The organism is Ralstonia mojiangensis, from assembly GCF_023955645.1.
GTDB classification, from domain to species: Bacteria; Pseudomonadota; Gammaproteobacteria; order Burkholderiales; family Burkholderiaceae; genus Ralstonia; species Ralstonia mojiangensis.
This window is the reverse complement of record NZ_JAMXHU010000003.1, coordinates 81,676-98,031: the sequence shown is the minus strand read 5'-3', so window position 1 is coordinate 98,031 and position 16,356 is coordinate 81,676. Positions and strand designations below refer to the sequence as shown.

General features: G+C 63.0%; 16 protein-coding genes. 11 read left to right on the top strand and 5 right to left on the bottom strand.

Features of this window, described 5'->3' with window-relative positions; translation table 11 throughout:
• Positions 1–97: 97 nt before the first annotated feature.
• Genes NG898_RS12520 through NG898_RS12510 form a run of 3 tightly spaced genes read left to right on the top strand, consistent with a single transcriptional unit; the run spans position 98 to position 3,726 of the window.
• Positions 98–973 carry a M24 family metallopeptidase gene (locus tag NG898_RS12520; RefSeq protein WP_252692595.1) on the top strand — a complete coding sequence of 292 codons (876 nt, stop codon included), beginning with the start codon at positions 98–100 and terminating at the stop codon, positions 971–973.
• A gap of 15 nt (positions 974–988) precedes the next feature.
• The gene (locus NG898_RS12515; RefSeq protein WP_252692594.1) at positions 989–2,797 is read left to right on the top strand and encodes an SDR family oxidoreductase; all 1,809 of its coding nucleotides are present in this window, start codon (positions 989–991) and stop codon (positions 2,795–2,797) included.
• Positions 2,798–2,829: 32 nt separating this feature from the next.
• Positions 2,830–3,726, top strand: a complete 897-nt coding sequence (locus NG898_RS12510) for a metal-dependent hydrolase (protein ID WP_252692593.1) — start codon at positions 2,830–2,832, stop codon at positions 3,724–3,726.
• A 72-nt stretch (positions 3,727–3,798) separates the two neighbouring features.
• On the opposite strand, the gene ppsR is transcribed toward NG898_RS12510, so the two are convergent.
• A complete protein-coding gene (gene ppsR, locus NG898_RS12505) occupies positions 3,799–4,650 on the bottom strand; it encodes a posphoenolpyruvate synthetase regulatory kinase/phosphorylase PpsR (protein ID WP_252693433.1) in 852 nt (283 codons plus the stop codon).
• Positions 4,651–4,880: 230 nt separating this feature from the next.
• Between ppsR and ppsA the strand changes: the two genes are divergently transcribed.
• From ppsA to NG898_RS12490, 3 genes are all read left to right on the top strand, one after another.
• Positions 4,881–7,268 carry a phosphoenolpyruvate synthase gene (ppsA, locus tag NG898_RS12500; RefSeq protein ID WP_252692592.1) on the top strand — a complete coding sequence of 796 codons (2,388 nt, stop codon included), beginning with the start codon at positions 4,881–4,883 and terminating at the stop codon, positions 7,266–7,268.
• A 165-nt stretch (positions 7,269–7,433) separates the two neighbouring features.
• Entirely contained in the window at positions 7,434–7,859 is a 426-nt protein-coding gene (locus NG898_RS12495) for an NfeD family protein (protein ID WP_045204097.1), read from the top strand.
• Between the two features lie 49 nt (positions 7,860–7,908).
• The gene (locus NG898_RS12490) at positions 7,909–8,835 is read left to right on the top strand and encodes an SPFH domain-containing protein (RefSeq protein ID WP_252692591.1); all 927 of its coding nucleotides are present in this window, start codon (positions 7,909–7,911) and stop codon (positions 8,833–8,835) included.
• 20 nt (positions 8,836–8,855) lie between these two features.
• On the opposite strand, the gene smpB is transcribed toward NG898_RS12490, so the two are convergent.
• Positions 8,856–9,302 (bottom strand): SsrA-binding protein SmpB, encoded by a 447-nt coding sequence (smpB, locus tag NG898_RS12485; protein ID WP_004626709.1) that lies wholly within the window; start codon positions 9,300–9,302, stop codon positions 8,856–8,858.
• 124 nt (positions 9,303–9,426) lie between these two features.
• On the opposite strand from smpB, the gene NG898_RS12480 reads away from it, so the two are divergent.
• Together NG898_RS12480 and NG898_RS12475 are read left to right on the top strand one after the other, a co-directional pair.
• Complete coding sequence (locus NG898_RS12480; RefSeq protein ID WP_252692590.1) at positions 9,427–9,864, top strand: type II toxin-antitoxin system RatA family toxin; 438 nt, start codon at positions 9,427–9,429, stop codon at positions 9,862–9,864.
• Positions 9,851–10,216, top strand: coding sequence for an RnfH family protein (locus tag NG898_RS12475; RefSeq protein ID WP_252692589.1), 366 nt, complete (start codon positions 9,851–9,853; stop codon positions 10,214–10,216). The genes NG898_RS12480 and NG898_RS12475 overlap by 14 nt, the downstream gene beginning before the upstream one ends.
• Before the next feature lie 7 nt (positions 10,217–10,223).
• Here NG898_RS12475 and NG898_RS12470 read toward each other — a convergent pair whose 3' ends face one another.
• Positions 10,224–10,763, bottom strand: a complete 540-nt coding sequence (locus NG898_RS12470; protein WP_252692588.1) for a DUF4124 domain-containing protein — start codon at positions 10,761–10,763, stop codon at positions 10,224–10,226.
• A gap of 154 nt (positions 10,764–10,917) precedes the next feature.
• Positions 10,918–11,862: a DMT family transporter gene (locus NG898_RS12465; RefSeq protein ID WP_252692587.1), complete on the bottom strand. Its 945-nt coding sequence runs from the start codon at positions 11,860–11,862 to the stop codon at positions 10,918–10,920.
• 154 nt (positions 11,863–12,016) lie between these two features.
• Between NG898_RS12465 and guaB the strand changes: the two genes are divergently transcribed.
• From guaB to guaA, 3 genes are all read left to right on the top strand, one after another.
• Positions 12,017–13,480 (top strand): IMP dehydrogenase, encoded by a 1,464-nt coding sequence (gene guaB, locus NG898_RS12460; RefSeq protein ID WP_252692586.1) that lies wholly within the window; start codon positions 12,017–12,019, stop codon positions 13,478–13,480.
• A gap of 123 nt (positions 13,481–13,603) precedes the next feature.
• Positions 13,604–14,182, top strand: a complete 579-nt coding sequence (locus NG898_RS12455) for a hypothetical protein (protein WP_252692585.1) — start codon at positions 13,604–13,606, stop codon at positions 14,180–14,182.
• Complete coding sequence (guaA, locus tag NG898_RS12450) at positions 14,157–15,776, top strand: glutamine-hydrolyzing GMP synthase (protein ID WP_252692584.1); 1,620 nt, start codon at positions 14,157–14,159, stop codon at positions 15,774–15,776. Before NG898_RS12455 ends, guaA begins: the two co-directional genes overlap by 26 nt.
• Positions 15,777–15,878: 102 nt before the next feature.
• On the opposite strand, the gene NG898_RS12445 is transcribed toward guaA, so the two are convergent.
• The gene (locus NG898_RS12445; protein WP_252692583.1) at positions 15,879–16,091 is read right to left on the bottom strand and encodes a hypothetical protein; all 213 of its coding nucleotides are present in this window, start codon (positions 16,089–16,091) and stop codon (positions 15,879–15,881) included.
• Positions 16,092–16,356 lie beyond the last annotated feature (265 nt).

Below are 16,356 nucleotides of genomic sequence, written 5' to 3'. Positions count from 1 at the left end.
CGCCAGAAAAGTCCCGCATTGACTTTGCCATTGAGTAATGGAACATTGAGCGCGGTGCCGTTGAGCACCCTCGATACCCACACTCAAGGAGACCGGCATGCCGAACCCCACCCTGGCGCGCGTCCATGTCGACGAACTCGCCCAGTTTCGCGAAATCCAGCAGCTTGCTTACGCATGCGTCGAGGCCGTCGGCGGCATGCTGCGCCCCGGCATGACCGAGAAGGACGCAGCCAAGCTGCTCACTGAGTGGCTCAGCGATCGGGGCGTCCACGACTGGCTGCACAAGCCGTTCGCCTGGTTTGGCGATCGCACGGCGTTCCAAGGCTTTTCGGGCCTCACGCACATGGCCGGCTTCAACCTGGCGTTCTTTCCGTCGTCGCGGCGGCTGGAGGAAAACATGCCGGTCATCCTGGACGTGGCGCCCGTGCGCAATGGCGTGATCGCCGATGTGGGCTATGCCATGTGCCTTGGCGAAAACGCCATCCTCGAGCAACTGCAAGACGATCTGATGGCGCATCGCGAACTGATCGTGCGCTTGATTCGCGAGCGTCGGTCGATGGCCGACGTGGCACGCGCGGTGGACCAGCTCTGTATGAAGCAGGGCGTGGAACCGCGGCACAAGGCGTATCCGTTCAAGGTGCTGGCGCATCGTGTGGCCAAGCTCGACAGCCCATCGAAGCCGCGTTTCGTGGCGCGCTTCGGGCTGAACGCCACGCGCAATCTGATCCTCGACCAGGTACGCAGCGGCAAGCAGGAGGGGTGGTCGCCGCTGTGGTCGATCGACCGTCGATCCGAACACGCGCCGGTGCCGGGCCTGTGGGCCGTTGAGCCGCACCTGGGTTTCCATGGCGTTGGTGCCAAGTTCGAGGAGCTGCTCGTCATCACCGAAGACGACGCCTACTGGCTCGACGACGATCTGCCGCACGTGCGCCGCTGGCAGCAACGTCAGCTTGTGCAGCAGCGCGCCGCCTGACGCGAGGAGGCTCACATGAAAACGCTGCTTGAAGAGGCTCCGCTGGCGTTGTTCGAACCGGCTGCGACCGTCCCGACCAAGGAATGTGCCGAGCGCGCCGTGCAATCCGGCAGCGTCTCGCTCGCCGTCAAGACCTGGGGCGACCCGGTGCATCCAACCGCCGTACTCGTGCACGGCTACCCTGACAACAGCGAGGTCTGGCACGAGATGGCGCCGCTGCTCGCTCGCGATTACTACGTCATTGCCTACGACGTGCGTGGCGCCGGCAAGTCGAGTTCGCCCAAGGGGATACGCAATTACACCTTCGCGCGATTGACCGACGACTTCATGGCGGTGATCGATGCGCTGAGCCCCGGCAAGCCCGTGCATCTGATCGCGCACGACTGGGGTTCGATCCAGTCGTGGGAATTCGTGACGGAGGAGCGCCTGCGCGGGCGCATTGCGTCCTACACATCCTGCTCCGGGCCGTGCCTCGACCACGTGGGTTACTGGATGCGCGCGCGACTGCTGCGCCCCACGCCGTCGTCGCTGGGCAAGATGCTGGGGCAGCTCGTGCGCTCGTGGTACGTGTTGCTGTTCCATTTGCCCATCGTGCCGGAACTGAGCTGGCGCCTGTGGCTAGGGCGCGCGTGGCCGCGTGTGCTGCGTCGTGTTGAGAAGACCGCCATCGTGCCGCGTGCCACGCAAACTGCCGACGGCGTGCGCGGTGTCTCGCTGTATCGCGCCAACTTCATCGGCAGCTTATTCACGCCGCGCAAGCGTGTCGCACACGCACCGGTGCAGGTGATCGTGCCGACGCTCGACAAGTACGTCAGCCCAGCGTTGTCCGAAGATCTCTCGCGCTGGGTGCCGCAGTATTGGCGCCGTGAAGTGGTAGCGCGGCACTGGCTGCCAGTCACGCATGCCGCACGCATGGCGGAAATGGCACGCGAGCTGATCGAGCATGCCGAGGGCAAGCCGGAATCCGAAGCACTGCAACGCGCGCGTCAGCATGGCGAGCGCAAGCCGCTCTCCGGCAAGCTGGCCGTCATCACGGGAGCTGGCAGCGGCATCGGTCGTTGCGCCGCGCTGGAATTCGCAGAGCAAGGCGCAGCCATTGTCGCCGTCGACATACGAGCCGAAGACGGAGACCGCACCGCCAAGCTCATCCGCCTCACCGGCGGCAAGGCGTGGGCGCGTACCGTCGACGTGGGCAACGCCGAGCAAATGGAAGCGCTGGTCGATTGGGTCGGCAAGGACCTCGGCGGCGCCGACATCGTCGTCAACAACGCGGGCATTGGCATGGCGGGCGGCATTGTCGACACGTCCGAGCGCGATTGGCAGCGCATCCTGCACGTGAACGTGTGGGGTGTGATCCATGGCGCCCGGCTGTTCGCCAAGCAGATGGTGGCGCGCGGGCAGGGCGGGCACATTCTGAACACCGCGTCGGCGGCTGCCTTTGCGCCATCGCGCGATCTTGCCGCTTATGCGACGACGAAGGCCGCGGTGCTGATGCTGTCCGAATGCATGCGCGGTGAGCTGGCCGGGCAGGGCATCGGCGTGTCGGCTATCTGCCCCGGTTTTGCCGAGACCGGAATCATGGCCTCCACCGTCTACACCGGCACGACCGAGGCACAGCAGGCGCAACTGCGCGCCCGCGCGACCAAGCTCTACCAGCTGCGCGGCCTCAAGCCCGAGACCGTCGCGAAAGCCATGTTCAGGGCGGTTCAGCGCAACAAGCCCGTTGTCACGATTGGCATCGAGGCGCATTCGTCGCGCTTCATCTCGCGCTATGCGCAGTGGCTCAGCCGGCTGATCGCACGCGTAAGCATGGCGGGGCATTGAGCCCGCGCAGACAAGAACATCAGGAGACCACCATGACCGCGCCCGATTACTTCATCAAGGCCCGCCACGTTCGTTTCGACTGGAAGGACACGCCCATCCAATGGATTCCGGGCGACCCGTCCAGCACGCACATCATCAACATCCTGAACCTGCTGTTTCCCGCCGGTGAGCTGTGGTTTTGCCGCGTCTACAACAAGGCGCTGCCGCTGATTACCGACACGAAGCTGCGCTCCGACGCCGAGGGATTCCTGCGCCAGGAGGCCGTCCACTCGCGCTCGCACGGCGGCGTGCTTGCGCATTACTACAAAGACCACGGCATCGACACCCAGCCCTTTACCAAGCGCCTCGACTGGCTCTTCTCCAAGGTGCTTGGCGAACAGCCGCTGGGTCTGAGGATCGGCCACACGCGGTTCTGGCTGCGGCAGCAGCTCGGCATCATCGCAGCGCTTGAACACTTTTTCGGCTATCTGGGCAACTGGGTGCTCAACGCAAAGGGACTGGATGCCGCCCACGCCGATCCTGTCATGCTGGACTTGCTGCGCTGGCACGGCGCAGAAGAGGTTGAGCACCGCACCGTCGCGTTCGACATCTTTCGGCACATGGGCGGCTCGTATCTTGAGCGCTGCTTCCACATGCTGACCACGATCCTGTTGCTGCTGTACTTCCTGGTGACGGGCTTCCGCTTCATGTACAAGCGCGATCCGGGCGCGGGCAAGTTCCCAGGCTTTATTGGTGGTTGGTGGCATGGCTCGCGGCGTCACTGCCTGCCATCGTTCTGGAAAATGCTCGGGGCCGCATTGCGCTATTTCCGGCCTAGTTATACGCCGCATCACGAAGGCTCGACCGAGCAGGCGCTGGCCTATCTGGAAACGTCGCCAGCAGCGCAAGCCGCGGCGCATGGCGGCAACTGGGTGCGCGATCGCGCCTGACTGGGCAGCAGAAAAGCAAAACGGCCGGTGCAATGCCGGCCGTTGTGTTTGAGGCTAGGGAGTACCGCGCGCTCAGTAGTTGTTGTGGTCCATCTTGACGTCCTGCAGGATCGTCGTGGCAATTTCTTCGATTGACTTGTGCGTTGACGACAGCCACTTGATGCCCTCGCGCCGCATCATCGATTCGGCTTCATTGATCTCGTAGCGGCAATTTTCCAGGGCGGCATATTTGCTGCCTGGGCGACGTTCATTGCGGATTTCCGACAGGCGCTGGGGATCGATCGATAGCCCGAAAATCTTGCTCTTGTAGTCGTACAGCACCGTGGGCAGCTTGCCGCGCTCGAAATCGTCCGGAATGAGCGGGTAATTGGCCGATTTCACGCCATATTGCATTGCAAGGTACAGGCTTGTCGGCGTCTTGCCGCTGCGCGATACCCCCACCAGGATCACATCCGCCTCGGCCAGGTTCTTGTGTGACTGCCCGTCATCGTGCGCAAGTGAAAAGTTGATCGCTTCGATGCGGTTTTTGTACGCCTCGGTGTCGGCGTTCTGGTGAAAGCGGCCGATGGCGTGGGTCGACTTGAGGTTCAGCTCCTTCTCGAGCGGCTCGATGAAGGTCTGGAACATGTCCAGGATGGTGGCCTTGGCCCGATGGACGATCTCGTTTGCCTCGGCATCCACCAATGTGGTGAAGACGATCGGCCTGACCCCTTCGGCGTGAAACGCTTCGTTGATCTTTGCGACGGCAACGTGCGCCTTGTCGATTGTGTCGACAAACGGGATCCGCACCTGGCGGAATTTCATCTCAAACTGCGCCAGGATCGAGTGGCTGAACGTTTCTGCGGTGATCCCGGTGCCATCCGACACAATGAAAACGGTGCGGAACGGTGTGCGGTTGGCAGATGCGGTGGCGAAGTCGGTCATCGAAAACGAGGGGTTTTTCCAGCACGCCAGCAGGAAATCGTGCTGCGGCACGGTAGAATAGCGGCGATCGTTTAGCTAAGCAATTCGGGCCTATCGCCTGCTGGGCAACGCCACGGCGGCAATCCTGGCAGGGCATCCGGATGGTTTAGCCAAGCGATTCGCGCGGCCAGACGACAAGAAGAAAGCCCCGTGCGCATCCGACCGGTTTTTCACTTAGTTTAGGGGCTTGTATGACTAACCTGTCGCAAGACGGCGCCTATGTGCTGCCGTTCGAGCAATTGCGGATGACCGATGTCGAGGTCGTCGGCGGTAAAAACGCTTCGCTGGGCGAGATGATCTCCCAGCTGGATGGCGCTGGCGTGCGCGTTCCGGGCGGTTTTGCCACCACGGCACTGGCGTTCCGCGATTTCCTTGCACACAACAACCTGACCGAGCGCATCTCGCAGCGTCTGGCCAGCCTGGATGTCGACGACGTCAAGGCGCTGGCTGTCGCCGGCAAGGAGATCCGCGAGTGGGTCGCCACCGCACCGTTCCAGCCGCGACTGGAGCAAGAGATTCGCGAGTCGTACGCTCGCGTGTCGGCCCGCGAAGGCGCCGAGGCATCGTTCGCGGTGCGCTCGTCGGCCACCGCCGAAGACTTGCCTGACGCGTCGTTCGCCGGTCAGCAAGAGAGCTACCTCAACGTTCTCGGCATCGACGACGTGCTCGACAAGATCAAGCACGTGTTTGCTTCGCTGTACAACGACCGTGCCATTTCGTACCGCGTGCACAAGGGCTTCGCCCATGACGTGGTGGCCCTGTCGGCCGGCATCCAGCGCATGGTGCGCTCGGACTGCGGCGCCTCGGGCGTGATGTTCACGATCGACACCGAGTCTGGCTTCCAGGAGGTCGTCTTCATCACCTCCAGCTACGGCCTGGGCGAAACGGTGGTGCAGGGCGCCGTGAACCCCGACGAGTTCTACGTCTTCAAGCCGACGCTGGCCGCCGGCAAATACCCGATCATCCGCCGCTCGATCGGCTCCAAGCTGATCAAGATGGAATTCACCGCGCCGGGCGAAGAAGGCCGCGTGAAGACCGTCGACGTGCCGGGCGAACTCCGCAACCGCTACTCCATCAACGATGCTGACGTGGCAGAGCTGGCGAAGTACGCCGTCATCATCGAAAAGCACTACGGCCGCCCGATGGACATCGAGTGGGGCAAGGACGGCAAGGACGGCAAGATCTACATCCTCCAGGCACGCCCGGAGACGGTGAAGAGCCAGTCGCACGGCAAGGTCGAGCAGCGTTTCCGCCTGAAGGGCTCGGCACCGGTGCTGACCACCGGCCGCGCTATCGGCCAGAAGATCGGCACGGGCCCGGTGCGCGTGATCAACGATCCGGCTGAAATGGAGCGTGTGCAGCCCGGCGACGTGCTGGTTGCCGACATGACCGACCCGAACTGGGAGCCGGTGATGAAGCGCGCCTCGGCCATCGTCACCAACCGTGGCGGCCGTACCTGCCACGCGGCCATCATCGCGCGTGAGCTGGGCGTGCCGGCGGTGGTCGGCTGCGGCGATGCGACCGACCTGCTGAAGGACGGCACGCTCGTGACGGTCTCGTGCGCCGAAGGCGACGAAGGCAAGATCTACGACGGCCTGCTGGAAACCGAAATCACGGAAGTCCAGCGTGGCGAAATGCCGACGATCAGCACCAAGATCATGATGAACGTCGGCAACCCGCAACTGGCGTTCGATTTCTGCCAGATTCCGAACGGCGGCGTGGGCCTGGCTCGTCTGGAATTCATCATCAACAACAACATCGGCGTCCACCCGAAGGCGATCCTCGACTACCCGCAGGTCGACAGCGACCTGAAGAAGGCCGTGGAAAGCGTGGCTCGCGGCCATGCCAGCCCGCGCGCGTTCTACGTTGACAAGCTGGCCGAGGGCATTGCCACGATCGCAGCGGCGTTTTATCCGAAGCCCGTGATCGTGCGTCTGTCCGACTTCAAGTCCAACGAGTACAAGAAGCTGATCGGTGGTTCGCGCTACGAGCCGGACGAAGAAAACCCGATGCTGGGCTTCCGTGGCGCCTCGCGCTACATCGCCGAAGACTTCGCTGAAGCCTTCGAGATGGAGTGCCGTGCCATGAAGCGTGTGCGCGACGAGATGGGCCTGACCAACGTCGAAGTGATGGTGCCGTTCGTGCGCACGCTCGGCCAGGCTGAGAAGGTTGTCGAGCTGCTGGCCAAGTACGGTCTGAAGCGCGGCGAGAACGGCCTGCGCCTGATCATGATGTGCGAAGTGCCGTCCAACGCGATCCTGGCTGAGCAATTCCTGCAGCATTTCGACGGCTTCTCGATCGGCTCGAACGACTTGACGCAGCTCACGCTGGGTCTGGATCGCGATTCCGGCATGGAGCTGCTGGCCAAGGACTTCGACGAGCGCGACCCGGCGGTCAAGTTCATGCTGCAGCGGGCTATTTCCACGGCGCTGTCGATGGACAAGTACGTCGGCATCTGCGGCCAGGGCCCGTCTGACCATCCGGACTTTGCCGAGTGGCTGGCCAAGGAAGGTATCTCGTCGATCTCGCTGAACCCGGATTCGGTGATCGAGACGTGGCAGAAGCTGGGTTCGGCTTAATTCCGGCCTAGAGCGTCGTAAGACAAGGCGCGTATCCTGACGGGTGCGCGCCAACAAGAACGCGAAGTGCCCGATGGCGTCCAACGCTGACGGGGGCCGAGCGACATGCCCCCGCAGACGTGCAGCGTCGCGGGGGTTTTTTCATGGGATTCCGGGAGAGGGAGTATGTCGGCTCAGACCGTCTGGTTTTCTCTGGCCGTGCTGCTCGTCATCGGCGAGCTGATGACGGGGACGTTCTATCTGCTGATGGTGGCGATCGGGCTGGTTGCAGGCGGTCTCGCCGCGCTGATCGGCCTTGCGTTTCCTGCACAGGCCATCGTGGCCGCCATCGTGGCGGTGTTCGGCATCGTCGGGCTGCGGCGCACGCGCTACGGACGCACCACGCGCGAAAATGCCGCGCGCAATCGCAACGTCAATCTGGACATCGGCGAGACGTTGCGCGTCGATGCCTGGTCGCCAGAGCGCCGCGCGCGCGTGCAATATCGCGGCGCCGCATGGGATGTCGAACTTGCACCGCACGCATCGGCCGCCGCTGGCGAATTCCGGATCGTCGAGGTGCGTGGCAACGTGCTTGTCGTCGCGCCCAGGTAGCCGCCAGCAATAACCAACAACAATCAACAAGCCCAACCACGGAGGTTCTATGTTCGAGCTGGGGACTCTCGCGATCATCGTCCTGTTTGCCGCCATCGTGCTCATCGCGCAAGGCATCAAGATCGTGCCGCAACAGCACGCCTGGATTCTGGAGCGGCTCGGCAAGTATCACGCGACGCTCTCGCCGGGGCTCAACATCGTGCTGCCCTTTGTTGATCGTGTGGCCTACAAGCACGTGCTCAAGGAAATCCCGCTCGACGTGCCGAGCCAGATCTGTATCACCAAGGACAACACGCAGCTGCAGGTAGACGGCATCCTGTATTTCCAGGTGACCGACCCGATGCGGGCCTCGTATGGCTCGAGCAATTTCGTGATCGCCATCACGCAGCTGGCGCAGACGACGCTGCGTTCGGTCGTCGGCAAGCTGGAACTGGACAAGACGTTCGAGGAGCGCGACTTCATTAACCACAGCGTGGTCAATGCGCTGGATGAGGCCGCATCGAATTGGGGCGTGAAGGTGCTGCGCTACGAGATCAAGGATCTGACGCCGCCGAAGGAAATCCTGCACGCCATGCAGGCGCAGATCACGGCCGAGCGCGAAAAGCGTGCGCTGATCGCCGCATCCGAAGGCAAACGCCAGGAGCAGATCAACCTGGCATCTGGTGCGCGCGAGGCAGCCATCCAAAAATCAGAAGGGGAAAGGCAGGCCGCAATCAACAAGGCGCAGGGCGAAGCGGCGGCGATTCTGGCGGTGGCAGAAGCCAACGCCCAGGCGATCCAAAAGATCGGTCAGGCCATTCGCACCGATGGCGGTATCGATGCCGTCAACCTGAAGGTGGCGGAAGAGTATGTCAGCGCGTTCGGCAACCTGGCCAAGCAGGGCAACACGCTCATCGTGCCGGGCAACATGGGCGACCTGAGCACGATGATTGCGTCAGCGTTGGCGATTGTGAAGCAGCAGCGGCCGGCCGCATAAAAGTCGGGAAGCGAAAGGGCTCAAGCCTTCTCGCGCATGAGGCGGGCTTTTTCGCGCTGCCAGTCGCGGTCTTTCTCGGTTTCGCGCTTGTCGAACTGTTTCTTGCCTTTAGCTAGGCCGATTTCGCACTTCACGCGGCCGCGCGTGTAGTGCAGGTTGAGCGGCACGAGCGTGTAGCCGCGCTGCTCCACCTTGCCGATGAGCTTCTTGATCTCTTCGGCGTGCAGCAGCAGCTTGCGGGTGCGCACGGGATCTGGATTGACATGCGTGGAGGCCGATTGCAGCGGGCTGATATGAGCCCCGATCAGGAACAGCTCGGCGTTGCGGATGACGACGTAGCCTTCCTTGATCTGCGCACGGTTGGCCCGGATGGCTTTCACCTCCCAGCCCTCAAGAGCCATGCCTGCTTCGTAGCGCTCTTCGATGAAGTAATCGAAAAAGGCCTTTTTGTTGTCGGCGATGGTCATATTTTTGAATATGCGGTGCGCGCTTGGGGTGACGATCCCTGCATGCGCTGCGATAAAATGGCGAGTTTAACAAATCCGCCGCAATCCCAGCCGGGACGCGGCACGCAAAGCTTTCGGATCACGCATGGCAGACGTTGAAAAAACCGTGTTGATAGGCTACTCGGCCGAACAGATGTTCGACCTGGTCACCGACGTCAAGGACTATCCAAACTTCCTGCCATGGTGCGGTGGCGTTGAAATCTACGAACAGACGGAAACGTCACTCGACGCGCGCGTGGACATCGCCTTCAAGGGCATTCATCAGTTCTTTCGCACGCGTAACGTGCAAATGCGGCCCACTCGCATTGATATGACGTTCGCAGACGGGCCTTTCAAGTCGTTCACCGGTTTCTGGATATTCACGCCGTTGCGCGCGGACGCCTGCAAGATCAACTTCCACCTGCATTACGAGTTTTCCAGCGTGATCCTGGAAAAGCTGATCGGCCCGGTGTTCAGCATGATTGCCAACACCTTCGTCGACTCATTCGTCAAACGCGCTGAGGCAGTGTATGGCGAGTCCTGAATCCAATTCCGTGATCGACGTGATGGTCTGCCTAGCGACGGTCACGCCGCCGCGGCTCGTCAATGTGCAAGTGCCGGCGCAGGCGACGGTGGCTGACGCGGTGCGCGCGTCGGGCTTGCTCCACGGCCTGGATCTGGCCATCGAGACCTGCCGGCTGGGCGTCTACGGCAAGCGCAAGACGTCGGATGCCGCATTGCATGCGCGTGATCGGGTGGAAATCCTGGGTCCGCTGATCGCCGATCCAAAAACTGCACGCCGGCGGCGTGTGCAGAAGGTGCGGGCCACCGGCACGCGCGAAGGGCTGAAGTGGCTGCGCAACGAGGCGCCGCCCAAAGACGACGTCCTCGAATAACAAGAAATCAGTTGCAGTTGGCGCTCAGGGCTGCCTGGTTGCGCTGCAGGGCTGCAGCGCGCTGATTGTCATCCATATAGGCGATCGAGCCGTCGGCTTGCACCGAGCCGACGCGGCGGCCGTCTTGCATATACGTGGTTTCGTTACGCAGGCGTGCGCATTCGGCTTGCTTGCGCTGCGCCGCCTCTGCCTGCCTGGCCTCGTCCTGTTCTTTCTTGGCCCGATCGGCCAGGCGCTTGCGCAGTTCTTCGTCGGGGTTGGATGCGGCCACGCCCGAGGCTGGTTGGGCGGGTTTGGCGGCCGCGTTCGGATCCGTTGCTTTGACGCCCGACGCTGGCGCGGAAAGCGCTTCGTAGGCCGTGGCCGTGCGGCTGTTCGGATTGCGGATGATGCGGCTTGGCGGCACCGACGGCGGCGGTGCGGCGTCGCTGTAGACCATGTGGCCCTTGTCATCTCGCCATTGCCAAGCCCATTGCGCCTGGGCAACCGGGCAAGCAAGGGCGATCAGGGTGGCGGTGGCAGGCAACAGGACGTGCAGTCGTTTCATGAAGTTCTCGTTCGTGGACTGCCGACGGCGCGCTGGCCGACCCGACGACGGCCCCTCGACGCGCACGGGAGCCCTGTGGCGTGATCGCCACTCGCCAATTTAGGCCGACGGCCTGGCTTGGCCTGTCGACTCGCCCCCCGGCAAGGCGCCCAGTTTATGCAGACTTGTCGTTGGCGTGCAAGCGCACCGACCAGCCGACTCCCGCAATCAGCAAGGCGATCGCGGCCATCTCAAGCGGACGTGGCCAGCGGCCGTCATACACGAAGCCATATGCCAGCGCGAACAGCGTCTCGAACACGATCATCTGGCCCGACAGCGTGAGCGGCAGCCGTCGGGAGGCGATGTTCCACAAGTTGTTGCCGATCAGCGACGCGCCGAGTGCCACGGCAGCGTTGACTGCCCAGAACGTGCCCCAGTCACGTCCGCCGGTATTCATCCAGCTTGTACCAACCGAGAGCAGGGCCGCCAAGGTCAAGGCGGCCGACAGAATGCCGCTGGAAATGCCGTACAGCGCAGACCATTCGTTGCTGGAGAAATGCGAATTGCGCTGCAGGTAGCGAGCATTGTCCACGGCGTACCAGGTCCAGCTGCAAAGCGCGCCCACGGCACAAGCGATGCCGGCAATGCGTTGCCAGACCGGCCGGACGTTCATGGCTGCCGTTTCTGCTTGATGGCCAAACAGATCGACGTTGATGCACACGATGCCGGCAGCGACAACCAATAGCGGCCAGATCAGCCGGGAGAGCGGCACGGCGCCATGGTCGCGCCGGCCAAGCATGGTCACCGTGATGGGCAGGATGCCAACGATGAGTGAGGTTGGTGCGACGCCAGCCAGCTGCACGCCAAACGCCACGAAAACGAAGTAAACAAGGTTGCCGCTGCAGGATTGCATCACCAGCGCCAGGCAATCGGCGCGGGTAATCTTGCGGGCAATGCGGGGGAGGATCGGGGCAGCGGCAATGGCTGCGATGACGCCGTAGGCGAGGTAGCGGCCGAGGGTCAGTTCCCACGGTGAAAACGCGGGCAGCGCGCGGGGTGCAATAAAGACCATGCCCCACATCGCCCCAGCCAGCAGGGCGCACAATACGCCAACTCCCATTCGAACACTCGCGAGGCTGATTCTGCGCGGCCGCTGGCGGCGCAGGGCGCAATAGGCACGTGCGCGAAGAAAAATTTATCGAGCATAGCACGGGTCTCTACAACCGTGGGGCGAATTCCCGTATAATCCGATTTTGCGCCTAGAGGAAATTGCTATGCGTCTTGTCCAGAAAGCACTCACGTTCGATGATGTGCTGCTCGTCCCGGCCTATTCGGCCGTCCTGCCCCGCGATACGTCCCTTCGCACCAAGCTCACCCGTTCGATCGAACTTGCCATTCCGCTCGTCTCCGCCGCCATGGATACGGTTACGGAAGCGCGGCTCGCCATCGCCATGGCGCAGCAAGGTGGCATCGGTATCGTCCACAAGAACCTGAAGCCCGAAGAACAGGCGCGCGAAGTCGCCAAGGTCAAGCGCTTTGAATCGGGCGTGCTACGCGACCCGATCACCATCGGTCCGGACATGAAGGTCCGCGACGTGATGGCGCTGTCGGCACAGCATGGCATTTCGGGTTTCCCAGTGCTGGAAGGCAAGAAGGTGGTGGGCATCATCACCAACCGCGATCTGCGTTTCGAAGAGGAACTGGACGCCCCGGTGCGCGCCAAGATGACGCCGGGCGAGAAGCTCGTCACCGTCAAGGAAGGCGCTTCGCTGGAAGAGGCCAAGCGCCTGATGAACAAGCACCGCCTGGAGCGCGTGCTGGTGGTGGGCGAAGCTTTCGAGCTGCGCGGCCTGATCACCGTCAAGGACATCCAGAAGGCCACCGAATACCCGCTGGCCTCGAAGGACGAGCGCGGTTCGCTGCGCGTGGGTGCGGCGGTGGGCGTGGGTCCGGATAACGATCTGCGTATCGATTTGCTGGTCAAGGCCGGCGTGGACGTGATCGTGGTCGATACCGCGCACGGCCACAGCCAGGGCGTGCTGAGCCGTGTGCGCTGGATCAAGGACAACTACCCGCAAGTGCAGGTGATCGGCGGCAACATCGCCACGGGCGACGCTGCCAGGGCGCTGGTCGACCACGGCGCGGATGGCGTCAAGGTCGGGATTGGCCCGGGCTCGATCTGCACGACGCGGATTGTCGCCGGCGTGGGCGTGCCGCAAATCTTTGCCGTGTCGAATGTGGCCGAGGCACTGAAGGGCACCGGCGTTCCCCTGATCGCCGACGGCGGTATCCGTTACTCGGGCGACGTCGCCAAGGCCCTGGCTGCCGGCGCGCACACCGTGATGATGGGCGGCATGTTTGCCGGTACGGACGAATCCCCAGGTGAGGTGTTCCTGTTCCAAGGTCGCTCGTACAAGAGCTACCGCGGCATGGGCTCGGTGGGCGCGATGAAGGACGGCGCTGCCGACCGTTACTTCCAGGAAGACAACACCGCCAACGTCGACAAGCTCGTGCCGGAAGGTATCGAGGGCCGCGTGCCGTACAAGGGCTCCGCGCTGCCGATCGTGCATCAACTCACGGGCGGCGTTCGCTCGTCGATGGGCTACTGCGGTTGCGCGTCGATTGCCGAATGGCACGAGAAGGCCCAGTTTGTCGAGATCACCGCTGCCGGCATGAACGAATCGCATGTGCACGACGTGCAGATCACGAAGGAAGCGCCGAACTATCACCGCGACTGATCGGTTGCCGATCACCGCATACAAGATAGAAGGCAAGCAGTACTGCCGCCGGGGCGCGCGGGCGCTCCGGCCGAATCAACCGGTGGCCGAAGCACGGGCGGCCGCCCGCAACTGGAGACGATGATGAAAGCGCTTTTGCGACTCGTTCTGTTTCTGGATGCGGCTGTCGCACTGTGCGTCGGTCTCGTCCTGCTGGCTTCACCCATGACGTCCATCTTCGGCGCGCTGCAATTGCCGCAGCCGGAGCCGGCGATGTACGGCCAGCTGCTCGGCGTCACGCTGATTGGCGTGGCCTGGCTGCTGTGGCACGCCACCGTCAACGGGCAACTGACGACCGCCGTGGCGCAGGTGGTCGGTCATGTGAACCTGGCGGTCGCCGTGCTGGTGATTGCCTGGCTGCTGTTCTTCCACTTGCCGGTGGACGGCGCCGGTCGCATCTGGCTGCCGACATTTGCCGCGGTGCTGGCGGCGTTTTCCGCCGTGCAGATTCCCGCCTCGCGCCGCGTGCGCACCAGCGAGCGCGTGCGCGCGCAGAAGGCCCGGGAAGACGCCGCGGCCGCGCGCGAACGCGAACGCGCAGAAAAGGTGCAACGCAAAGAACCTGGCTACATGCCGCCTCCGGGCTACGGCCCCGGCACTGAAGTCGACACGATTGCCGATTCCATCCCTCCACAACATGCACGACAAAGTCCTCATCCTTGATTTCGGCTCGCAGGTCACGCAACTGATTGCGCGGCGCGTGCGTGAAGCACACGTCTACTGCGAGATCCACCCGAACGACGTGTCCGACGCCTTCGTGCGCGAGTTTGCGCCCAAGGCGATCATCCTGTCCGGCAGCCACGCCAGCACGTACGAAGACCATCAACTGCGCGCCCCGCAGGCCGTGTGGGACCTGGGCGTGCCGGTGCTCGGCATCTGCTACGGCATGCAGACCATGGCCGTGCAGCTGGGCGGCAAGGTGGAGTGGAGCGACCACCGCGAATTCGGTTACGCCGAAGTGCGCGCGCATGGCCACACCCGTCTGCTCAAGGACATCCAGGACTTCGCCACGCCGGAAGGCCACGGCATGCTCAAGGTCTGGATGAGCCATGGTGACAAGGTCACAGAACTGCCGCCCGGCTTCAAGCTGCTGGCCTCGACGCCGAGCTGCCCGGTCGCCGGCATGGCCGATGAGGCACGTGGCTATTACGCCGTGCAGTTCCACCCGGAAGTTACGCATACCGTGCAAGGCCGCGCGCTGCTCGAGCGCTTTGTTCTGGAAATTGCCGGTGCCAAGCCCGACTGGGTCATGCGTGACCACATCGAGGAAGCCGTCAAGGCCATCCGCGAGCAGGTCGGTGATGAGGAGGTGATCCTCGGCCTGTCGGGCGGTGTTGATTCGTCGGTGGCAGCGGCGCTCATTCACCGTGCGATTGGCGACCAGCTCACCTGCGTGTTTGTCGACCACGGCCTGCTGCGCCTGGACGAAGGCAAGATGGTGATGGACATGTTCGCCGGCCGCCTGCACGCCAAGGTCGTGCACGTGGATGCCTCCGAGCAGTTCCTCGGTCACCTTGCCGGCGTGACGGACCCGGAAGCCAAGCGCAAGATCATCGGCCGCGAGTTTGTTGAAGTGTTCCAGGCCGAAGCCAAGAAGCTCAGCAACGCCAAGTGGCTGGCGCAGGGCACGATCTACCCGGACGTGGTGGAATCGGGCGGCACCAAGACCAAGAAGGCGACGACCATCAAGAGCCACCACAACGTGGGCGGCCTGCCGGAAACGCTGGGGCTGAAGCTGCTCGAGCCGCTGCGCGACCTGTTCAAGGATGAAGTGCGCGAGCTGGGCGTGGCGCTGGGCCTGCCGCACGAGATGGTCTATCGCCATCCGTTCCCGGGGCCGGGCCTGGGCGTGCGCATTCTGGGTGAGGTCAAGCGTGAATACGCAGACCTGCTGCGCCGTGCTGACGCCATCTTCATCGAAGAGCTGCGCGGCACCAAGGCCACGGCGCAGGACGCAGCCGCCGGCCTGTGCGGTGAAGGCGATGTCGGCAAGAGCTGGTACGACCTGACCAGCCAGGCGTTTGCGGTGTTCCTGCCGATCAAGTCCGTCGGCGTGATGGGCGATGGCCGTACGTACGACTACGTCACTTCGCTGCGTGCTGTGCAGACCACCGACTTCATGACCGCACATTGGGCGCATCTGCCGTACACGCTGCTGGGCCGTGTGTCGAACCGCATCATCAATGAAGTGCGCGGGTTGAGCCGGGTCGTGTATGACGTGTCGGGCAAGCCGCCTGCGACGATCGAGTGGGAGTGAGGTTCACCTCCCTCGTCGGAAAAAGCCCGCGTTATGCGGGCTTTTTTTTGTCCTTACGCGGTTGGCTATCCAGTGCCTGCCGAGAAGCTACCCGAATGGCGTCTACGCCTCCAGCGACCAGCCTTGGTTGTCCACGTTCTTTTCGTCACGGTAGACCCACCGTGCGCCGCATGTAGGGCACGAGAACGTGCTGATCGTGACCGGGCGCGCGGAGGGGGACTTGATGCGCTGCGTGTCGGTGATTCTCAGCAAAGCATGGCCTGGCGCGCCGCGCTTATGGAGTTCGATTGCGGCGCAAGCCGAGCAGAGTGTCATGCTGAAGGGTCTCTCAAGGGGCATGCCCGCTGGGGCGCGCTGGCTCAGCGGTGGGGAGCAGGGGTGGGTTAAAGCTGCAGCTTATCCAATTATTTGTTGACGCGGGTCTGAAATATCTGTAGAAACCATCCTCGCAGGATCTTCAAGCAGTTACTCCGATGTTCTGGGTTGTCACACCAAGCGGTGCTTCCTTTGCTCCATGTTTCTTCCTTGATTGTCGTGCCTGATGAGCACAGGCTCATGCAGAACTTTTTAGGATATCCAA

Excerpts from the sequence above, each read along its gene's own strand:
- NG898_RS12490 (WP_252692591.1), top strand. The coding sequence starts at position 7,909 with ATGTTCGAGCTGGGGACTCTCGCGATCATCGTCCTGTTTGCCGCCATC.
- NG898_RS12465 (WP_252692587.1), bottom strand. The coding sequence starts at position 11,862 with ATGGGAGTTGGCGTATTGTGCGCCCTGCTGGCTGGGGCGATGTGGGGC.
- NG898_RS12455 (WP_252692585.1), top strand. The coding sequence starts at position 13,604 with ATGAAAGCGCTTTTGCGACTCGTTCTGTTTCTGGATGCGGCTGTCGCA.
- guaA (WP_252692584.1), top strand. The coding sequence starts at position 14,157 with ATGCACGACAAAGTCCTCATCCTTGATTTCGGCTCGCAGGTCACGCAA.
- ppsA (WP_252692592.1), top strand. The coding sequence starts at position 4,881 with ATGACTAACCTGTCGCAAGACGGCGCCTATGTGCTGCCGTTCGAGCAA.
- smpB (WP_004626709.1), bottom strand. The coding sequence starts at position 9,302 with ATGACCATCGCCGACAACAAAAAGGCCTTTTTCGATTACTTCATCGAA.
- NG898_RS12475 (WP_252692589.1), top strand. The coding sequence starts at position 9,851 with ATGGCGAGTCCTGAATCCAATTCCGTGATCGACGTGATGGTCTGCCTA.
- NG898_RS12480 (WP_252692590.1), top strand. The coding sequence starts at position 9,427 with ATGGCAGACGTTGAAAAAACCGTGTTGATAGGCTACTCGGCCGAACAG.
- NG898_RS12495 (WP_045204097.1), top strand. The coding sequence starts at position 7,434 with ATGTCGGCTCAGACCGTCTGGTTTTCTCTGGCCGTGCTGCTCGTCATC.
- ppsR (WP_252693433.1), bottom strand. The coding sequence starts at position 4,650 with ATGACCGACTTCGCCACCGCATCTGCCAACCGCACACCGTTCCGCACC.
- NG898_RS12510 (WP_252692593.1), top strand. The coding sequence starts at position 2,830 with ATGACCGCGCCCGATTACTTCATCAAGGCCCGCCACGTTCGTTTCGAC.
- NG898_RS12445 (WP_252692583.1), bottom strand. The coding sequence starts at position 16,091 with ATGACACTCTGCTCGGCTTGCGCCGCAATCGAACTCCATAAGCGCGGC.
- guaB (WP_252692586.1), top strand. The coding sequence starts at position 12,017 with ATGCGTCTTGTCCAGAAAGCACTCACGTTCGATGATGTGCTGCTCGTC.
- NG898_RS12515 (WP_252692594.1), top strand. The coding sequence starts at position 989 with ATGAAAACGCTGCTTGAAGAGGCTCCGCTGGCGTTGTTCGAACCGGCT.
- NG898_RS12470 (WP_252692588.1), bottom strand. The coding sequence starts at position 10,763 with ATGAAACGACTGCACGTCCTGTTGCCTGCCACCGCCACCCTGATCGCC.
- NG898_RS12520 (WP_252692595.1), top strand. The coding sequence starts at position 98 with ATGCCGAACCCCACCCTGGCGCGCGTCCATGTCGACGAACTCGCCCAG.